Origin of the sequence: Pragia fontium DSM 5563 = ATCC 49100, assembly GCF_900112475.1 — a bacterium.
Lineage (GTDB): Bacteria > Pseudomonadota > Gammaproteobacteria > Enterobacterales > Enterobacteriaceae > Pragia > Pragia fontium.
The window spans coordinates 1-19,876 of sequence record NZ_FOLW01000006.1 but is presented as its reverse complement, the minus strand read 5'-3'; the positions used below and the strand labels follow the sequence as shown (position 1 = coordinate 19,876).

17 protein-coding genes are annotated in these 19,876 nt (G+C 42.0%); 5 read left to right on the top strand and 12 right to left on the bottom strand.

Annotation, left to right across the window (positions count from 1 at the left end; translation table 11 throughout):
* Positions 1-144 precede the first annotated feature (144 nt).
* Positions 145-1,539: a class II fumarate hydratase gene (gene fumC, locus BMZ28_RS10005; RefSeq protein ID WP_074822867.1), complete on the top strand. Its 1,395-nt coding sequence runs from the start codon at positions 145-147 to the stop codon at positions 1,537-1,539.
* A 61-nt stretch (positions 1,540-1,600) separates the two neighbouring features.
* Here the strand turns inward: fumC and BMZ28_RS10000 are convergent, their stop codons facing one another.
* The gene (locus tag BMZ28_RS10000; RefSeq protein ID WP_047782617.1) at positions 1,601-2,851 is read right to left on the bottom strand and encodes an MFS transporter; all 1,251 of its coding nucleotides are present in this window, start codon (positions 2,849-2,851) and stop codon (positions 1,601-1,603) included.
* Positions 2,852-3,200: 349 nt separating this feature from the next.
* On the opposite strand from BMZ28_RS10000, the gene mlc reads away from it, so the two are divergent.
* The 3 genes from mlc (at position 3,201) to BMZ28_RS09985 (ending at position 6,219) form a co-directional block, all read left to right on the top strand.
* Positions 3,201-4,418, top strand: a complete 1,218-nt coding sequence (mlc, locus tag BMZ28_RS09995; protein ID WP_047781014.1) for a sugar metabolism global transcriptional regulator Mlc — start codon at positions 3,201-3,203, stop codon at positions 4,416-4,418.
* Positions 4,419-4,672: 254 nt separating this feature from the next.
* Positions 4,673-5,359: a dethiobiotin synthase gene (gene bioD, locus BMZ28_RS09990; protein ID WP_047782618.1), complete on the top strand. Its 687-nt coding sequence runs from the start codon at positions 4,673-4,675 to the stop codon at positions 5,357-5,359.
* A 113-nt stretch (positions 5,360-5,472) separates the two neighbouring features.
* Positions 5,473-6,219, top strand: coding sequence for an SDR family oxidoreductase (locus BMZ28_RS09985; RefSeq protein WP_047781015.1), 747 nt, complete (start codon positions 5,473-5,475; stop codon positions 6,217-6,219).
* An 87-nt stretch (positions 6,220-6,306) separates the two neighbouring features.
* Here BMZ28_RS09985 and osmV read toward each other — a convergent pair whose 3' ends face one another.
* The 7 genes from osmV to BMZ28_RS09950 all read right to left on the bottom strand — a co-directional run bounded on the left by osmV (position 6,307) and on the right by BMZ28_RS09950 (position 13,019).
* Positions 6,307-7,443: an osmoprotectant ABC transporter ATP-binding protein OsmV gene (gene osmV / locus BMZ28_RS09980; protein ID WP_047781016.1), complete on the bottom strand. Its 1,137-nt coding sequence runs from the start codon at positions 7,441-7,443 to the stop codon at positions 6,307-6,309.
* Positions 7,443-8,090, bottom strand: a complete 648-nt coding sequence (osmW, locus tag BMZ28_RS09975) for an osmoprotectant ABC transporter permease OsmW (RefSeq protein WP_047781017.1) — start codon at positions 8,088-8,090, stop codon at positions 7,443-7,445. Before osmW ends, osmV begins: the two co-directional genes overlap by 1 nt.
* 10 nt (positions 8,091-8,100) lie before the next feature.
* Positions 8,101-9,030, bottom strand: coding sequence for a glycine betaine ABC transporter substrate-binding protein (locus BMZ28_RS09970; protein ID WP_047781018.1), 930 nt, complete (start codon positions 9,028-9,030; stop codon positions 8,101-8,103).
* Between the two features lie 33 nt (positions 9,031-9,063).
* On the bottom strand, positions 9,064-9,780 hold the full coding sequence (locus BMZ28_RS09965) for an ABC transporter permease (RefSeq protein ID WP_074822865.1): 717 nt from the start codon (positions 9,778-9,780) through the stop codon (positions 9,064-9,066).
* 444 nt (positions 9,781-10,224) lie between these two features.
* Positions 10,225-10,563: a DUF1161 domain-containing protein gene (locus BMZ28_RS09960; protein ID WP_074822863.1), complete on the bottom strand. Its 339-nt coding sequence runs from the start codon at positions 10,561-10,563 to the stop codon at positions 10,225-10,227.
* A gap of 169 nt (positions 10,564-10,732) precedes the next feature.
* Positions 10,733-12,121: an L-cystine transporter gene (locus BMZ28_RS09955; protein ID WP_047781021.1), complete on the bottom strand. Its 1,389-nt coding sequence runs from the start codon at positions 12,119-12,121 to the stop codon at positions 10,733-10,735.
* A 313-nt stretch (positions 12,122-12,434) separates the two neighbouring features.
* Positions 12,435-13,019 carry a hypothetical protein gene (locus tag BMZ28_RS09950; RefSeq protein ID WP_074822860.1) on the bottom strand — a complete coding sequence of 195 codons (585 nt, stop codon included), beginning with the start codon at positions 13,017-13,019 and terminating at the stop codon, positions 12,435-12,437.
* A 278-nt stretch (positions 13,020-13,297) separates the two neighbouring features.
* Here BMZ28_RS09950 and BMZ28_RS09945 point away from each other — a divergent pair, with 278 nt between their 5' ends.
* Positions 13,298-14,155: a Vmh family MBL fold metallo-hydrolase gene (locus BMZ28_RS09945; protein WP_074822857.1), complete on the top strand. Its 858-nt coding sequence runs from the start codon at positions 13,298-13,300 to the stop codon at positions 14,153-14,155.
* Positions 14,156-14,414: 259 nt separating this feature from the next.
* Here the strand turns inward: BMZ28_RS09945 and BMZ28_RS09940 are convergent, their stop codons facing one another.
* From BMZ28_RS09940 to tnpA, 4 genes are all read right to left on the bottom strand, one after another.
* Positions 14,415-14,984: a hypothetical protein gene (locus BMZ28_RS09940; protein ID WP_074822854.1), complete on the bottom strand. Its 570-nt coding sequence runs from the start codon at positions 14,982-14,984 to the stop codon at positions 14,415-14,417.
* A 654-nt stretch (positions 14,985-15,638) separates the two neighbouring features.
* Positions 15,639-18,053 (bottom strand): inverse autotransporter beta domain-containing protein, encoded by a 2,415-nt coding sequence (locus tag BMZ28_RS09935; protein WP_074822850.1) that lies wholly within the window; start codon positions 18,051-18,053, stop codon positions 15,639-15,641.
* Positions 18,054-19,056: 1,003 nt separating this feature from the next.
* Positions 19,057-19,380, bottom strand: coding sequence for a hypothetical protein (locus BMZ28_RS09930; RefSeq protein ID WP_074822848.1), 324 nt, complete (start codon positions 19,378-19,380; stop codon positions 19,057-19,059).
* Between the two features lie 247 nt (positions 19,381-19,627).
* A partial coding sequence (gene tnpA / locus BMZ28_RS09925) for an IS200/IS605 family transposase (protein WP_139211636.1) occupies positions 19,628-19,876 on the bottom strand: 249 nt, incomplete at its 5' end.

Sequence of the window (19,876 nt, the reverse complement as noted above, 5' to 3'; positions counted from 1 at the left end):
AATTTAATCATATTGATGAGCCTCCTCAGCATTAACTAATGGGTCTATCACACATTATTAAGCACAATTGTGTAACAATAATCTGACAATATTTTATCATGAAGCAAATCCCATACCTTTATTGACTAATATCAGGAGAAAGTGATGGTGGCTATGCGTACAGAAAAAGACTCAATGGGTCCAATTGATGTTCCTGAAAACAGCCTGTGGGGAGCCCAAACACAACGCTCTCTGGAGCATTTCCGTATTTCACAAGAGAAAATGCCCAATTCGCTGATTCATGCTCTGGCTCAGGTAAAGCGAGCGGCGGCCAGTGTGAATATGCAGCTAGGCCTGCTTGATAATAAGAAAGGCAAGGCGATTATTCAGGCTGCCGATGAGGTTTTAGCGGATAAACATCCGCATGAATTTCCGTTGTCGATTTGGCAAACGGGTTCCGGTACCCAAACCAACATGAATATGAATGAGGTTTTGGCCAACCGAGCCAGTGAGATATTGGGCGGAAAACGCGGTAATGAACGTTTAGTTCACCCTAACGATGATGTGAATAAAAGCCAAAGCTCTAATGACGTATTCCCAACGGGTATGCATGTCGCCGCCGTTGTTTCCATTCATGAGCATTTATTACCCGAACTCAAAGCGCTACAGCAGGTTTTTGCTGATAAGGCACAGGCTTATCAGGACATTGTTAAAATCGGCCGTACGCATTTGCAAGATGCCACACCACTAACTCTCGGGCAGGAGATTTCAGGCTGGGCAGCAATGCTAAGCTATAATATCAAGCATATTGAAAATGCGCTTCCTCACCTTAGCGAACTCGCACTAGGTGGTACCGCTGTGGGGACCGGCTTAAATACTCATCCTGAATATGCAGTTCGGGTTGCCAAAGAATTAGCCTCTTTGACCAAGCTGCCGTTTATCACTTCTCCCAATAAATTTGAAGCCTTGGCAACCTGCGACGCGCTGGTTCATGCCCATGGCGCGCTTAAAGGTTTAGCCGCATCGTTGATGAAAATAGCCAACGATGTGCGCTGGCTGGCTTCAGGTCCGCGCTGTGGCATTGGTGAGCTTTCTATTCCGGAGAATGAGCCAGGTAGTTCCATCATGCCAGGCAAAGTGAACCCGACCCAATGTGAAGCGGTAACCATGTTGTGTGCTCAGGTCATGGGAAATGATGTGGCTATCAATATTGGTGGAGCATCTGGTAACTTTGAACTTAACGTATACCGTCCAATGATCATTGATAACTTCCTCCAGTCAGTTCGTTTATTGGCTGATGGTATGAATAGTTTTAATAAGCATTGCGCGGTGGGTATTGAGCCAAATAGAAAGCGTATTTCTCAACTGCTTAACGAATCATTAATGCTGGTCACGGCGCTGAACACCCATATTGGTTACGATAAATCAGCAGAAATTGCGAAAAAAGCACATAAAGAAGGGTTAACGTTAAAAGCGTCAGCCTTGAAGTTAGGTTATCTCACCGAAGAACAATTTGATGAGTGGGTTAGGCCTGAGGATATGGTCGGTAGTATGAAGTAATGGTGACGCTGTCACTTTTTCTGGTGATCTAAAAGGAGCCATTAGGCTCCTTTTATCTTTTTTATAGGTTAGAGGCTATAGATGCTTCGGGTAAACGAGAAAGAGAACGTCCAATAAGCAGTGCACAAATCAACATAACGCTCAAAAAAGCCACCAGACCGGACCAACCGTAATTATGCCAGAAAAAACCACCTGACGTACCTGCAACGCTGGAGCCAACATAATAGAAAAACAGATACAAAGCAGAGGCTTGACCTTTCGCGCGTCTTGCCCGGCGACCAATCCAACTACTGGCAACAGAATGGGCGGCAAAAAAGCCAGAGGTAAAGATCAGCATGCCGATAAAGATGATCCAAATGGAGGAAAACAGGCTGATACACAAACCGAGTAACATCAACCCAATAGAGAACATAAATACCGGCCCGCGACCAAAGCGTAAAGTGAGAGAGCCCGCTTTGGGAGAACTATAAGTCCCCATCAAATAAACCAAAGAAAGCAATCCAATTAACGCCTGACTGATGTAATAAGGGGCTGCCATCAATCGATAACCAATATAGTTAAACAGGGTGACAAAAGCTCCCATGAGCAAAAAGCCTTCGGCAAATAATAAGGGTAAACCACGGTCGTGCCAGTGCAGACGAAAGTTTATCAGTAGCGTTTTCGGCCGTAGTGAAGAAGGTCTGAAGTGGCGAGAAGGGGGTAAAATTCGCCAGAAAACCAAGGCCGCGATCAGGGCAATTAACCCAATGCTTCCCAACGTAAAGCGCCAGGAAAAAAGATCGGTCAAAACACCACTGAGCAGTCGACCGCTCATACCGCCAATCGAATTACCACTGATATACAATCCCATGGCAAAGGCGACGTACATTGGGTCGATCTCTTCACTTAAATAGGTCATTGCAACGGCGGCGACACCACTTAGAGCCAACCCTACTAAGGCCCGCATAATCAGAATACCGTGCCAGCTAGTGGTTAATGAACTGGCAATCGTCAAAATAGCCGCCAACATTAAGGCGATAACCATCACCGGTTTCCGGCCAACGGCATCAGAGATCGGGCCAGTGAATAATAAACCTACGGCTAACATGGCTGTTGAAACAGAAAGAGAAAGACTACTACTGGCCGGTGATACATTAAAATCGTGCGATAAAATAGGCAGAATAGGCTGAACACAGTAGAGTAAAGCAAATGTCGCTAAACCCGCGGAAAACAGCGCTGCGGTAACGCGCATAAAATTAGGCGTTCCACGGGTAATAAAAGGGGAACGCGTACGCGTTGATTTTTCGGTTACAGGATCCGGTACCGGTTCGATTTCATCAGTATTAGACTCGGTGTTTACTCGATTTTCAGACTGGTTCGGTGCCACGAGATGTCCTCAGAATCTGGAAAATAAGACTATACATTGGTGACAAAAGCTATTGGGTAAACGATAATCCAGAATCGATGTTTGTATTAGCCTGAAAATGCCAATTTGCTTTTTGATACACAGTATTAACAACAAAATTTTCTTATGAAACGTTCTTAGACATAGCAATAAATATCAATCTTGTTTATCGTCATTTCTATCAACTAATTCATCGCATTTTTATTATACATGACATCATGTGAACATTATGGGTTATTAGATCCAACTATATTGAGCGGTATTCAGGGGCAGCAGTGTGAATAGAGAAGGACAGCCAGGACATATTGACCATATAAAACAAATAAATACCGGTGCGGTATATCGGTTAATCGATCAATATGGCCCCATTTCACGGATAGATCTGTCAAAAGTTTCCCAATTGGCTCCCGCCAGTATTACCAAAATTGTGCGTGAATTGTTTGATGCGCATTTAGTTAAAGAAACCGAGTTTAATGAAGTAGGTAGCCGAGGGCGTCCTGCGGTTGGCGTCGAACTGGATACCCAAGCATGGCACTATTTAACTGGACGTATTCACTACGGTTATTTGACATTAGCTTTAAGAGATCTCAGTAATCAGGTCATTATTGAAGAACAAATCGATTTTCCTATTGATCATAGTGCGTCATGGTTAGAGCGTTTTATCGCTCAAATTGAATCTTTTTTTAATCGTCATCAGAAACAGCTTGAACGATTAACGGCTATCGCCATAACACTGCCGGGCATTGTTGATGCAACATCCGGCATCGTGCATAAAATGCCGTTTTATAACCAAGAGAATGTTCCTCTTGGGCCAATGTTGAGTCAAAGAACTGGGCTACCCGTTTATGTTCAGCATGATGTATCTGCCTGGGCAATCAGTGAGGCGCTATATGGCGCAGCGGTAGGTTGCCAAAATGTGATTCAATTGGTTATTGATGATATTGTCGGCGCTTCCGTGATCACCGATGGACGCGTTTTACATGCTGATTCAGGCAGCCATATAGAAATAGGGCATACGCAAGTTGATCCTAACGGTAAGGCTTGTTACTGCGGCAATCATGGCTGTCTGGAAACCATCGCCAGTATGGGCAGTATTCTGGAGCAAACCCAACAACGGTTGAACACACATCCAGAATCGGCACTACATCATGCTCCGCTAACTATTGAGAATCTATGTAATGCTGCCAATGAAGGTGACCAGTTAGCTACCGAGATTATTCAACATGTGGGACACAGCGTCGGACAGATTGCCGCGGTCATGGTGAATATCTTTAATCCAGAGAAAATTATTATTGGATCTCCCCTTAATCGTTCTTCCGCTATTCTCTATCCCGCGATTGAAAACAGCGTCAGGCAGCAATCTTTACCGCAATACAGCACCAATATTCGTCTTGCTCCAACTCACTTTATTAACCAAGGAACAATGCCAGGTGCGGCATTGGTAAAAATGGCGCTATATAACGGCGCTCTGCTAGTTAAACTTTTGCAAGGATAACTGCTTTCAATGCGTTAACTTCAGCAATTACCCCTTAATTGGTATAACGCTTTGTTTTATAAAATTATCCTATCTGATGCAGTAAATATTGAGCTAACGCAATCTATTCAATTTAACCATAGCCTAGACTTTTGCTATTGGGATGAATATCACAGAGTGTTGGTTCATTTTTATTTCACGATTTCTAGATTGAGTAACCGGCTAACTGATACGTCTTAACCGTTTTAGTTGAAGGTTTCGGAGTGATTACCTTTATGCCGAATCGATTTTTTGTAACGGGTACCTGTACTGAAGTGGGTAAAACTGTTGTTTCTCGTGCGCTGTTACAATCATTTATAAAACAAGGGAAAAGAGCCGTAGGATATAAACCTATCGCTATTGCTTCTCACAGCACTGAAGAGGGTGCAAGAAATCACGATGCGCTGATTCTGCAATCATCGTCATCTGTTGCCGTGCCTTACGAAGATATTAACCCGATCATTATTGAAAACCACGCAGCGCTGACTTATCACGACGAACCCATGAACTACGCCAGACTTTCCGCTGGGTTAAATAAACTCGGGTCTTTAGCAGATTGTGTTATTGTTGAAGGTACTGGCGGCTGGCGTTTTTTACTTAATGGAATGCGCCCCGTATCTGACTGGGTAATTGAAGAAAAATTACCGGTTATTCTGGTGGTCGGTATTCAGTTGGGCTGTATTAATCACGCAATTCTCACTGCAGAAGCCATTACTCGTGATGGGTTGAAAATTGCTGGCTGGGTAGCAAATCGTATTAACCCCGGTCTGGCATATTACGCCGAGACCATCGCTGCTTTACAACAGAATATCCCAGCTCCACTGATTGGTGAATTACCTTATCTCGGTCGGCCAGAAGAGCGCGATTTAACGGGTTTTATTGATTTGACTCAGATGGCATCGGTTTTATCACCGTCTTACTAATCAAATACCTGACTGATATAAATATAGGTGACTATTCAGATCGTTATTCGTATGCTGATGGCTGCTTATCCGTCACTGAATAGGCTCACTAATAACAGACAAGGGGAAATATTATGGTTGTTTTTGTTACCGGTGCATCGGCCGGTTTTGGTCAGGCTATTGTTAAAAAATTTGTTACTGAAGGACATTATGTTATCGGTGTAGCCCGTCGTCTGGAACGTCTTCAACAGCTTAAAACAGAGTTAGGGGATAAGTTTTTGCCCGTTGAACTGGATGTTTGCGATCGTGAGAAACTATTAGATGTTTTACAAAACTTACCCGCACCGTTTAAGCAAATTGATTTATTGGTGAATAATGCTGGTTTGGCACTTGGGCTGGAGATGGCCAATAAGGCGGACTTTAATGACTGGGTAACCATGATCAATACCAATGTGACCGCGCTGGCTTCCGTCACTCACGCTATTTTGCCGCAAATGGTTGAACAAAACCGTGGACATGTGATTAACATCGGTTCGATTGCAGGTACCTATCCGTACCCTGGCGGTAATGTTTATGGGGCGACAAAAGCATTTGTTAAGCAGTTTAGTCTGAATTTGCGTGCAGATTTAGCCGGTACCGCAATTCGAGTAACGGATGTTGAACCGGGCCTGTGTGGAACTACTGAGTTTTCTAACGTGCGCTTTAAAGGTGATGATACTAAAGCGGCGAGCCTATATGAAAATGTACAGCCATTAACGTCAGCGGATATTGCTGAAACGGTATTCTGGATCGCCACTCAACCCGCTCACGTTAACGTCAATCGCATTGAATTAATGCCGGTAGCACAAAGCTTCTCACCGCTAAAAATAGTGAAAGGCTAGTTCTAAACCCGACAAAAAGCGCCCCAATTAAAGAGGGCGCTTTTATTTTAGCATTTATCAATTAGTGACAATGTCACCAATATCAATCTAGGCTGATAACTTACGGCGAGTACGACCGGAACTGAGATAGCTGGCGATGTAATCCTGAGATATCTCACCGCTATAGCGGCCTTCTTCATCAACTATCGGCATCCATACCATGTTGTGCTCATACAGCTTGGACAATACTACTCGTAAATTCTCTTCCGCCCGGGCAGTTATGGTGATCGGGTGAGTAAAATCACCGCAAACCCCGTCAGTGCCGCGCGCTTCACGACGCTTAATAAATCCAAGTGGTTTCTCATCATCATTAACCACAATAATAGAACGCATATCGTTGTCATCCATAATACTGAAGGCTTCACTCATCGGCGTTGATCGTTGGACGGTTAACGTTTCCTGCATATCGGTGACATCGCCGGCCTGCACCAATAGCAGGCGTTTAAGGGTTCTGTCCTGACCAACAAAGGAACCAACAAACTCATCCGCCGGTTTAGCCAAGAGTTCATCTGGTGTGGCACATTGGACAATTCTTCCTTGGCGAAATACCGCAATTCGGTCACCTAGTTTCAGGGCTTCATCAATATCATGGCTCACTAAGATGACGGTTTTTTTCAGCTTACGCTGCATCTCCTGAAACTCATTTTGAATAGATTCACGATTGATTGGGTCAACAGCACCAAAAGGTTCATCCATCAAGAGTACCGGAGGATCCGCAGCCAAAGCGCGAATAACGCCAATACGCTGCTGTTGACCACCGGACATTTCTCTCGGATAGCGCTTTAAAAAGCGCTTGGGATCTAACGCAACCATATCCATTAGCTCACAAGCACGTTCTTGACAGGCTTTTTTATTCCAGCCCAGCATCCTTGGTACGATGGTAATATTTTCTTCAATGGTCATATTGGGAAATAGACCAATTTGCTGGATAACGTAGCCAATTTTTCGGCGTAGCGTTACCGTATCCAAACCTGAAGTATCTTCACCATTTATCAAAATTCTCCCGCTGGTAGGCGTTATCAGGCGATTAATCATTTTCAGTGTGGTGGTTTTACCACAACCGGAAGGGCCTAATAATACGCACATTTCACCTGACGGTACGTGGAGATTCACATGATCAACGGCATTAAGCGCTTTACCACTTTTTTGTTTAAACTGTTTGGTGAGATTTTCTAATTTTATCATTATCGAATTCCTTTGGGCGTTAGGGCGAGTTGTAAACGGTGGAGTAACCAATCCATCGCAATAGCCAGCAAGCTAACCATGATGGCGCCGGCAATCAGCAATCTAGGATCGCTCCGGCTGATACCATGCAGCAGCAATAGGCCCAATCCACCGGCCCCAATCACCGCCGCGATCGCCATAACACCAATATTCATAACTACTGCGGTACGTACACCGCCAAAAATAACCGGAAGCGCCATCGGGATTTCAACCCAACGTAAACGCTGCCAAAAAGTCATACCAATTCCACGACCGGCTTCACGTAACCCATTAGGCAGGTTGCTTAAGGCGATATGGGTATTACGCACAATGGGCAGTAGGGAGTATAAGAACACCGCCGTAACGGCTGGCACCACGCCAATTCCCTGACCAATAATAGAGAATACCGGAATCATTAAGCCAAATAGCGCAATGGAAGGAATGGTTAATACGACTGTGGCCAAACTGAGTATGGGTGTCGCCAACCATTTATAACGTACGATAGTAATACCAAGAGGCACACCGATAACAATCGCTAATCCAACGGCAACACTGACCAACATCATATGCTGACCGGTCAGGCCGGCAATATAGCCCGCGTCTTGCCACATATATGCAAGCGTTTCCATTATTTGCCTCCTAGAGTAGTCCGTTGTCTTTTAAGAATTGAGCTGCAACCAGTTCTGCGGATTGATGTTCAATATCCACTTTGGCATTCAATTCAGAAATAACGTCGTTATTTAACAAACGAGATAGGGTATTTAGCGCTTCAGCTAAGCCTGGTGTCGATTTTAGTACGTCGGCTCGAACGGTTGGCGTGACAGCGTAACTTGGGAAGAATCCTTTATCATCCTTTAGTACCAGCAAATCAAAACCTTTAACCCGTCCGTCTGTGGCGTAAATAAGCCCGACATCAACAAACCCATCGCGAATCGCGTTATAGACTAAACCGGGATCCATCTGGCGAATTTGCGGACGTTCCAGATTCATCGAATAGGCTTTTTGCATGGGTTTCAAACCATCTGAACGATTAACGAACTCAGGATCAAAGCCAATCATCCAGTTATGTTTGGCATCAGTTTTTTGTATCAGTGAAATGCGTTCAACCAGTTGTGAAAGGGTATGAATATTCTCTTGTTCCGCACGCTTGCGTTGCATGGCAAACGCATAGGTATTATTCATCTTGGCCGGCTCCAGCCAGATAATTCCCTGTTTACCATCCAGTTCTTTAACCATGTTATAAGTGTCTTCAGCCGACATGGGCTGATTAATATGGTTATAAACAATGAGTGACGTCCCGGTATATTCCCAGGCTAAATCAACCTGTTTATTGAGCATAGCGGTACGAATGATTGTCGATGCCAAATCAGTCTTAGGTGTAATCGCAATGCCTTTAGTTCGCAAATACTGGACGGTCATGGCTGACAAAATATGCTGTTCGGTGAAGTTTTTACTGGCCAGAACCAGTGATTCTGAGTTTGCAAAGCCGCTGAACATGAATAAAGCAGAGAGCATTCCATATCCAATAGTTCGTTGCCATTGTGAACATAATTTTTTGAATTTATTCATAATATTCCATATCGATTGTGGTTTATGCCTTACTTATCGTGCCAGTTGAGGGCTCAGTAAATAACTCAGGCCGGCAAGGAGCGTATCAAGGGCTAAAGCAATGAACGCTGTCGCGGCAGCTCCCAAAATTAGCAATGGAAAATCATTCAGATATATTCCGGGGAAAATCAGCTCACCATAGCTGCTGGCACCAATCAGAAAGGTTAACGGTACTGTTCCAACGTTAATGGCTGCCGACACTCTGACACCTGACATAATGACTGGTAAGGCATTGGGTAATTCCACTTTCATTAAGCGCTGCATAGGGGTCATGCCAATACTGTTGGCGGCTTCAATTAATGAAGGTGGAATCGATCTGAGTCCTGAATAGGTATTACGTACAATGGGTAATAGGGAAGCCAGGAACAGAGCAAAGATAGCGGGTTTATCACCAATACCAACCACCAACATGGCTAAAGCCAGAACGGCTAATGGTGGTAATGTGTTGCCTACGTTAAATATCTGCATGGCTGATTCTGCCCAACGGTGGGCAAATGAACGGCTCAGTAGAACCCCACTGGGTAAACCAATAATTAAGGCTAACAGCATCGAACAACCAACCAAAAACATATGCTGCTTACCAAGATAACGAAGATCGTCGGAATGTTGTTTTAATAAGTCGATACCAATGCCATAAATTAGCAGGGCAAGGACGGCAAAAAGCAACAAACCTCCAATAAACATTCGTTTTAATAACGCCGATTTATGCATGTCTCCTCCAGATAAGATCAACTATTTTGATGGTGAAAACCATCAGGGAAAGAGAGTTCGTCACTAATAGGAATTAGCCAAACGAAGTGAGGTAAAATATTGTAAATCGCGGATTTTTTTAGCAAAAAATATCGATAAAAAACGGGATGTCAGCATTTCCCCAAACTGCTGACCTTTAAAGGTATAACATCATGATTAAGGTAATGCCAAACTATCAGGTAAATTAGTGGTGTTTAAAATTACAGCACCTGGCTGCTCAAGTACGGTAACATCAGGGTTGGAGGGAGATTGAACTTTTTTTAACACATTTAGTGACAATGTCACCAATGGGTGAAGGGTAATAATGGAATACCGTCAGAAAGAATATAAAAATTCAGATTAATCGTGAATTCAGTCAACAAGCAGCCAACTCAATACCAAGGTGACTGCTTGTTAAACCCGTTCTTATGGTTGGGTTTGAGGTTGAGGGGCTTCTTGTTTCGGTTCCTCTACGACAGGAGCGGGCTCTGAAGTGGTGGCTGGCTGCTGTATCTGAGAGACATCACCACGAATATAGATAATTTTCTGTTGGCCTCGATCGCAGTTACCAACAACTTTTCCTTCAGTGGGTTCAGTCTGTTCTGCTGGAATTAAATTCAGCTGAAAGCCGGATTCAGGCACACCATTACTAATAATTTTCTGGGATATCTCCGCCTTGATCTCATCACAGGTTGCTGCAGAGGTGGTAAGAGGTACACCAATAAAAAACGCTGATGCCGTTAGTGCCAGTAATAATTTTTTCATTTTTTCCCTCAGAGAAGACGTAGTTTGCTTTAGATAGCCAAGAGTAAACGTACTGATTTTATCAGATCGTATCTTTTTTAATTTCAAGCTTCTTCAGGTTTTGTAGAAGTGTGAAACAAGAATGCAGCCCGTAGGCTGCATTTTTAAGTCGTTTATTGATTAGTTATGATTAACGATGAGCGAGCTCATCATCCTCAGATTCAAACACTGACTTATCGGTTTCTTTCAGGATCTGGCTGGTAATGGTTCCTGCCGTCATCGAACCGTTAACGTTCAGGGCGGTACGACCCATATCGATTAATGGTTCAACAGAAATCAGCAGGGCAACTAACGTTACTGGTAATCCCATGGTTGGCAAAACAATTAATGCTGCAAATGTAGCGCCACCACCCACGCCAGCAACGCCAACGGAACTAATGGTTACAATGGCAACCAGCGTTGCAATCCACATTGGGTCAAAAGGGTTAATTCCCACGGTAGGTGCAACCATAACGGCTAACATGGCAGGATAAATACCCGCACAACCGTTCTGGCCAATCGTTGCACCGAATGAAGCAGAGAAGCTCGCAATGGTTTCAGGAACGCCAAGACGACGAGTCTGAGCTTCAACATTGAGTGGAATACTTGCCGCACTAGAACGGCTGGTAAAGGCAAATGTGAGTACCGGTAATACTTTTTTGAAGAATTTAATCGGATTAATGCCGCTAAACGTTAATAAAATACCGTGTACGACAAACATTAATGCCAATGCAATATATGAAGCAATGATAAAGCCGCCAAGTTTAAGCAGGTCATGAATATTGGAACCGGCCACGACTTTGGTCATCAGAGCCAAAACACCATAAGGGGTTAATTTAATGACTAAACGAACCAGCTTCATAACCCAAGATTGTAGCGTATCAATCGCGGTTAAAACCCGCCGTCCCTTAACTTCATCATCTTTCAGCAGTTGTAATGATGCTATGCCCAGGAAAGCCGCGAAGATAACAACACTAATAATAGATGTTGGATTTGCGCCAGTTAAATCAGCAAATGGATTCTTTGGAATAAAGGAAAGAATCAGCTGTGGTGTCGTCAGATCGGCAACTTTACCAATATAATTGGTCTCAATCGCGCCTAAACGAGCCGTTTCCTGAGCGCCTTGAACCAAGCCTTCCGCCGTCAAACCGAATAATAGGGTAATGGCAATACCGATAATGGCGGCAATCATAGTCGTAAAAAGCAAAATGCCGATGGTCAGAAAGCTGATTTTACCCAACGAGGAAGCGTTATGTAGTTTAGCAACCGCACTCAGAATCGAAACGAAAACTAATGGCATAACAATCATTTGTAGCAACTGAACGTAGCCATTACCAACAATATTAAACCAAGAGATAGATTCTTTTAGTATTGCGCTGTCTGCACCGTAAACTAACTGCAAACCTAAACCAAAAAAAACACCGACAATCAGACCAACCAGAACCTTTTTCGCTAGGCTCCATTGGGTGCGTCGTGTTTGTGCCAGTAGAAATAGCACTGCAATAAAGACCAGCACGTTAATAATTAATGGTATGTTCATTCCCAACCTCAGTGATCATTCTTATTTTGTACGTATATTAAGCAATTAAGTATTGCATGGTCGTATTGTAACAGTTATGTAATATGACTACTTATAGCAAAAAAGTATTGTTTATACCGTTTAATTGTAGATGAAATAGGAAAACACCAGGATCTAATGAGAAAGTCCATTTTAATGAAAATCAAATAATGCATTGATAATAAATAGTTTTTAATAAAAACAAAAATAATGACAAACTATACTCAACGCGTGTTTGTTGATTTAATAGTCAATAGTGATAACAAAAAGAGTTCTTATCTATCACCAATTATTTTTACTTAACTCTGGAATAAGCAATAATCCAGAATAAAGATTGATGAACGCTAAACTCACCAATAATTTCTGCACCTAATCCTTTAATATGCGCATCCAAAGAGTGTTGGTTATTTTTATCAATGAAAGCCAAACCTACGTTATAGGCTGACGCCGGCAAAAATTGCCACATAGCACGGTATAAGTTCTTAAACACCCCAAGCCCTTTAGCCTCAGCAGCAACACAGATTGGTCCAAAAACAAACGGGCTCAGTTGTTCAATGCGCTGACCGTGATAAGAAAGGGTATTTAACACCTTGAGCATCGCATTGACGACGGGTGATGGCGATTGGGTAGTGAAGGGCGACAGTCCCAAAAATCCAATAACTTGACCGCCGTCTTTTTGAGCAATCAATAATCCCAGACTTTCATTCATTGAAGCCAGCATTGGCTCAGTAAAACGTTTATTGAGAAAACCGGTAGAGGCATTAGCACTGGGTGAGTCAGGATAAAAAGGTTCCGCCATGGTTAAAATAGCAGAGTAATCGACCTGAGTTGCTTGCTGATAAGTGATTTGATTTTCAACTAAAAGTAGAGGTGAGGGCATTATGACACCGATATTATGTTAACGTTGACCATGATATTCGTAACCAGAATATTTCCCCTGAATACCGAGAAATACGAGTGTTGTAGTCCATATTACTGACTGTTTGTGCCCGAGCCAAGCTTCTCGCCCAAAGATGCCCACGTAGCTAATCATAATACCAATAATTTTATTCACCATTACTTTGCGCTTAAAAACGTTATTCCGCCATTATCAGGTGATTAATGAAAAAGTACGTTACACTTTTGTTGTCAGTTAAGACAAAAACAATGGGAGGTTTTATGAAAGTATTAGTTAAACCGGTTGTGGCACTTTCCGCGCTTTTCTGCTCTACGATAATGGCCGCACCGCTCAGCCTGCAGACTTACAACCCACAGGATAAGGGTATTTTTGCAGTATCCTCAACGTTGATAACTGGACCTACTGAAGCCATGCTCGTTGACTCACAATTCAGCGTCAAGGATGGTGAGAAGCTGGTTAACATAATTAATAAGAGTGGAAAAAAGCTAAAATCAATCCTCATCACCTCCGGTGATCCAGACTTTTATTTCGGCCTTGAACCGATTATCAAGGCATTTCCAGATGTGAAAGTGATTGCAACACCGGAAGTGGTTAAACATATAAATGAAACCAAAGATGCAAAACTGGCTTACTGGGGACCGCAACTAAAAGATGGAGCCCCCAAAAAACTGACTGTTCCTGAGCAAACTAATGATACCCGTTTTTACATTGATGGCGAGGAAGTGGAATTGCGCAACCCGGATTCCTATGCGGCTTATGTATGGGTTCCTTCAGCTAAAGCTATCCTTGGTGGAACCGGCGTGTCTTGGGGCATCCATGTCTGGACAGCGGATACTCAGACAGAAGCCAGCCGGGCCAATTGGCTTAAAGTACTTAACGAAATGTCTGCACTCCATCCTGAACAGGTTATTCCCGGGCATTATCTTGGACAGCTTCCAGAAAAAGGTCAGGCAATCACTTTCACTTCGGATTATCTGAAAAAAATGGAACAGTCCCTGAAGGCCCATAAGGACTCTAAAGGGGTAATCAGCTCAATGGAAAAAGCCTACCCAGAATTACGTGAAAAAAGCTCACTTGAACTGAGTGCAAAAGTGAATACCGGCGAAATGAAATGGTAATAGGGTGTTTTACCAGCTAAAAATAAATCAGGGTGCGAAGTTTAGCATCCTGATTTATGCGGGCCAATTAAGGATTATTATTTTTTATTATCTGGATATGGATCGTTTACTGCATCACCTTGACCTGATTGAATGAACCAACCCTTTATAGGGTGGCTTTCCTTTGAGAAATGTGGGCAAGGAGGTAGGGTTTTTTACTCTGTTACCGGAATGGTGAAGGTTCGTCTTTACACATAGAGTGCATTATGCGAATCATTAGTTAAAAAATCCTGACTCCCTGCAATATCAAAAATATAATAACAAATGCAGCATAACCAGCAGTTGCTGTAGTATCTTTTATTTTAAAATTTAAAGCGCCTGATAGTAATCGAGCACCAATCCCACCTAAAAGAGAAACCACAACACTTAATATGATATATTTACTCCTTGATGAGTCGTCGATCTCTAGGAAAAACAGAAGTATTACCATGACGGTAATACTTATAATTCCAAGTATGGCAGAATAGATACGCTCATGTGTTTTTGTCATTCTGAATCTTCTTTTTTTATCAAACCCTTTTACAGGTAAGCCATTGGCTATACATTTTTCTTTTAATGCTCTAATTTCTTTTTTATTCTTTACTTGAACTATTAGTTGTTGCAACCCAGCAAAAGCATGTTTGCTTGGCTTACAATCATCACCATAATACACACACATTATTGAATAATGGTTCGGGATCGTCTCTTCAAGTGCGTCACAGAAAAGTCCAGCTAATTCATTTAGTTGGGTCTTTTTTTCACTGGTTAAACTTTCCTCCGCAGCATCTAATGCCGCATAGCATCCATCCATGAAATTGAATAGTTTTAACCCAGCATCATGCAGCTTATTAATGCGTTGTCACCGTGTGTAGCATAGGGTACATCGGTATCTGGTGAGATATTTTAATTAGGAGGGCCTAAGCCGAATCGACATTCGTTTACATATAATGTCATTATGCGAACCAAGGATGGATGTATATTTTTTTCTCAAAAACAAACACCAAAAATAATTCGTTAACTTCCTTATTTTTAATCATAGCGCCGGTCAGTGACAAAACTTGTTTTGTTGCTGACGGGGTTGGCCAAGCTACAACAGTTTTTATTTTTTCTTTAGCGTTGATTAGGCGCGGCAGTTTATGCAATCAGGAAAGATGTGCAATGGTAGCTCACTGAATGAGCCTCAGGCGGTTTAGCTATCAGATCACAATCAGACAAGCCTTAAAACATCCAACAGCATAAGATTAGCCACAGAACCTCAGATTCCTTCAAATAACATCTTGGTGCGCATAATGTATATTATGTTAAATAAGATAATTGAGTAAATAAGCTCATTCTATTCTTCAATGCGGTTGATCCCGCAATGTCCCTATTCACTCAAACATCATCGACGCTGAAAGTATTAATGATTATTGATGACGATATCGGGTTAGCCCCATCACTAAATACACAATGGGGCTCGTGGAGATTACTCCCCACCACAGGCGTAAGGAAGACGCGACCAGGCATTTTTAGTCCATAGGCCATTTTCAGCCCAAAACACCCAGTTATTATTATCTGAAACGGGTTTTGAAAGGTCATAGGCCGTAGAAGTCCGATAAAATTCACGCATCCAGCCATCATAGACATAGAAATTCCCCCACTGGTTGAACAAATTATTGATAGCACCTTTTGATGAAACGTTTGTTCCTAATGCTTCACAGTTTTTTTGAGCACCGCCGTATGAATCGCTGGTTATCCCTGATTGCATAAACCAACGTCTGACATTCATTGTAAATGCCACTGTTTGCCCTGCGGTATCCTTACCTATGACCAGTACCGTGTATGGATGGTTATTGATGGTGATGATGTCACCCGCGAAGCTTAATGCGTTTGAATCGCTGGTCCACGTTACATTGCCTACGGCATTTGTCACATTAACTTTGAATTTAGCGCCTTTCCAGGCTACCGTAGGTCCGGTCGATTTACTGAAAGAAATGTTATTCTCATTTCCACCGTTTTTATCTACTGCCTCTATTGATTCAATGGCCAATGGTTTCATCACCACAATTTCAGAGGTGCTAGCCTTAACAATATTCGCCTCATCGTCTGGTGCGGTAATATCTACGGAAACAACCGCTACCCCTGATTCTGTAGCGGTGTAATTCGCGTTTAGCTCCCCATTATTATCAGTATAAACAGACTGACTATTTACCATCCCTACTCCTTTAACCTGCCAATGAGTCACTTTCGCATGACTCACCGGATGTCCCTGTGCATCGTTTACTTGTACTGTAAGCTGTATTTTTTCATTAGGGGTAAGTTGGTTTCGCTCAGGCGTAATACTGGATTTAATAACCATTTTAAACTCAGTAAAGGTGACGGTATTATTGGTTACGGACTGTTCGTTTACCTTCGCCACAACAATGGCTTGCCCTGCCTCACGACTAGTTAATGTCGCGGTCGCCATACCTTTATCGTCCGTTGTACCATCAGCCTGGATCTCGCCAAGATTATGGTTCCAGGTAATATCCGCATTCGCTACGGCCTTACCCTGACTATCAGTAACTGAAAGTGTATACACAACTCGCTCTTGTCCATCGGCATTAACCTGATTACGATTGGCAATCAGAGCCAACTTATTTTGCGTAGCAAGAGTCGTAATAAGTACATTAGCTAGGTTCGATTTGTTGCCATGGCGGTCAACGGCAACCCCCGATAACTGGACAGGAATCTCCGTGTGTGGCGGAAGTTGTAGTGTGATAGCACCCTGTTGATTGCTCACGACTTTCCCTCCCATACGCACCAACGCAGTATCATTGAGTTCGATACGCTCTACGCCGTACTTCGATTTCACTCTTGGGATAAATGTATATTGTGTATTTTCATCACCTCTAATATGAGTCGGAAATGCGAGAGTTATCAACTCTTGTTTCCGGTAATCCATCACAATATTATTATTACGATTAACCAAATCTAAACGACTTCCCATCAAGCTGCGTTGTATCGAAACTGCTTGCAAGTCGAGTTGTTTGGTCAGCGTCTCACCAAGTCGGTAGTTAAGTTCGAGATTGAATTGTGTATTGTTTACCCCATTTTTCCCATTCTTAATATCAACGCCCGCCGTAATTAAGGGAACGGGAGTATAGTTCACACCAACGGTAAAAGTGTGGGGATTTTTTTGCTTATCGTCGTGGCTAAAAAGAGCGACGCTATCGCCATAATACTGTTCATAAGCGAATTTAGCGCCCAGTTGAGGGTAAGCGGATAAGTAGGTTTCAGATCGAATATCCCATCCATCCGCTGGACGTTCATCATAATCTTGATGTTGTCGGGATTGATGCCAACCTGACATACCACGATAAAAGTTAGCTGAAAGTTTGAGGTAATCTCGCCATGCTTCAATCCCAACCCCGTAACGTTGATTAGTATTGTTCCAACTGGCGTCATAGAACGCATTATACCCTACCATCCACGACGCGGTGAAATAACGGTGACCTAAACCGATATTTGACGTAAAGCGCCCATCATTATCCCTAACGCCCAACTGTGCAAATAAGACGTTCTCAGTGGAGTTATAGAGGGGGAACAATACATCAGCAGATGAGTTTTTTAAGGAAAAATCGCTGTCCGTCTGTAACGATATCTGCGCAGTACCAAATTGATGTAACCATGATTCAACATTTTCAGAAGCCACGCCGGAAGCCTGATTTAACAAAACGGACTTAGCCGCTTCGTTCGCATTACCCGCGCTCATCGCGGAGCCAAACTGAGAACTGATTTGAGCAATAGTTTGCTCATTATTATTGTGGTTATTATCAGATCCAGCATAAGCAGGAAAAACCGGCAAAGCTAACTGTGTAACAACCAATAAATAACTTATATGCTTCTTGTTTCCCTTCATTGTCAATACTTCCATGTATGTCGTTAATTACGCACTTACCTGCTGACTGTTATGAAGCCTATACTTCACCCCAAAAACAGCTGCAGTATCACGGTAGCCTTTGTCACCTAACTGCTGCCCTACATTCCCCCACAGATTGAGCCCAGGGCTCAACTGCCCTTGCCAGCCTGTGTCACCGCAATACCATTCATTGTCGCCCCAAAATCACGGGTACTGCGAATCCAAAGGGTTTCAATAAAAAGTTGGAACTGGCTTTCTGAAAAATAGTCTTGATTAAATTAACGGTGATAATTTCATACCTTTATTTATAAAGTATGTTTTATTAACCTTTAATATAAAATAGCCAGTCTGATTTTTTTCATAAGAATGTATTAATTTAAATAATGTTCACATCAGCATGCTCATATTATTAAAAAGTAAAAATTAATTTCTCTCTAACTTATAAGAGATAGGTTAAAAACATCAAACAAAAATTAAAGGATAACCATATGAGTTAAAAACTTCATCTATACAGCCTCTTTATTTATTTCTTAATAAACAATAAATATCAGTCTATAAAGTTTAGATGATACAGTTGAACGATCAAATCATTAAATCGTTATTATCAATTGAACAAGTTAAACCAATAGCTTCAAGCTATTGGTTTGGCGGTAAAACAAATGGCAATAATAGTGTATTTTATATTTATACAATTAAACAACAGCATCATAAAACATTAATCTAATTGTGACAAATATAAGCATTATGAATATAAAAATTAAATTTAATAATTGACATTAAAATAACAACATTGTCATGATCTATTTAAATTTATTAATTTTTTTCTAATTTAACAGAAAAGATAGAAAATCTTTCAAAGCCTTGTGCCACTGACAAGCCGAGTTTAAGATTTAGAGACGCCAGACGCTTACCGAAGGATTGATAAGAAAAGATCATACTAGCTGCACGAAATAAACATGAGTAATTTCAAAGCAAAATGCAATATCTCCGCATAATCTTAAATTTATTCCCCAACCTTAATAGGCTCAATATTCTCTTCATAATGACTTAGTTTTTTATTAATAGCGTGGTTATTTTTATACTTATTTTTTAGATCTGATAGTTCCTGGTCACTTCTTTTACAATAATAATCAAGCTGATTGTTTAAATCTCTCATCTCATCTATATCTTTGTCACCAGACATCTCTTCTCTAAAGTGATCACACTCCTCTCTTTTCATTATAAAATCTACAACATCTTGAGGGTATGTATCGCCAACTTTAGGATATACAAATGCAAATAATAAAAATAATACCAATACTGATTTCTTTATGTGAAATTTTTTCATAAAATTATTACCATTAGTCCTTTTCCTTTCATAACCGGTAATTATCCTCTGTAAAACTAAAAAAAACAGCAGTTTTATTGTCAAACATACAAAATCATCATTCGCTAATTAAACGGTAAGCCGGAGATTAAATTACAGGTACCAACCGCCAGTCCTGTTGAGAAGTAAAAATCCGCCTTCATAGAAGGCGGCATTGCTTTGGCGCCCCTGAGGGGCGTACTAAGCTCGAACCCATAGGGCCCTCGCTTCACATCCCTTTTAAGCTTAATTGATTATCTTCAAGTTCATGTTTCTCTTGATACTTAACATACTTACGAATCATTTCTGCATTTACACCTACGGTATCTACACAATAGCCCTTCGCCCAAAAATGGTTGCCCCACAGCTTTTTCTTTCTTAAATAGGGAAATTTATTAAACAGCCTTATCGCTGTTCTTCCTTTCAAGTGCCCCATTACCTCTGACACTGAGAGCTTTGGTGGGATCTTGACTAATAA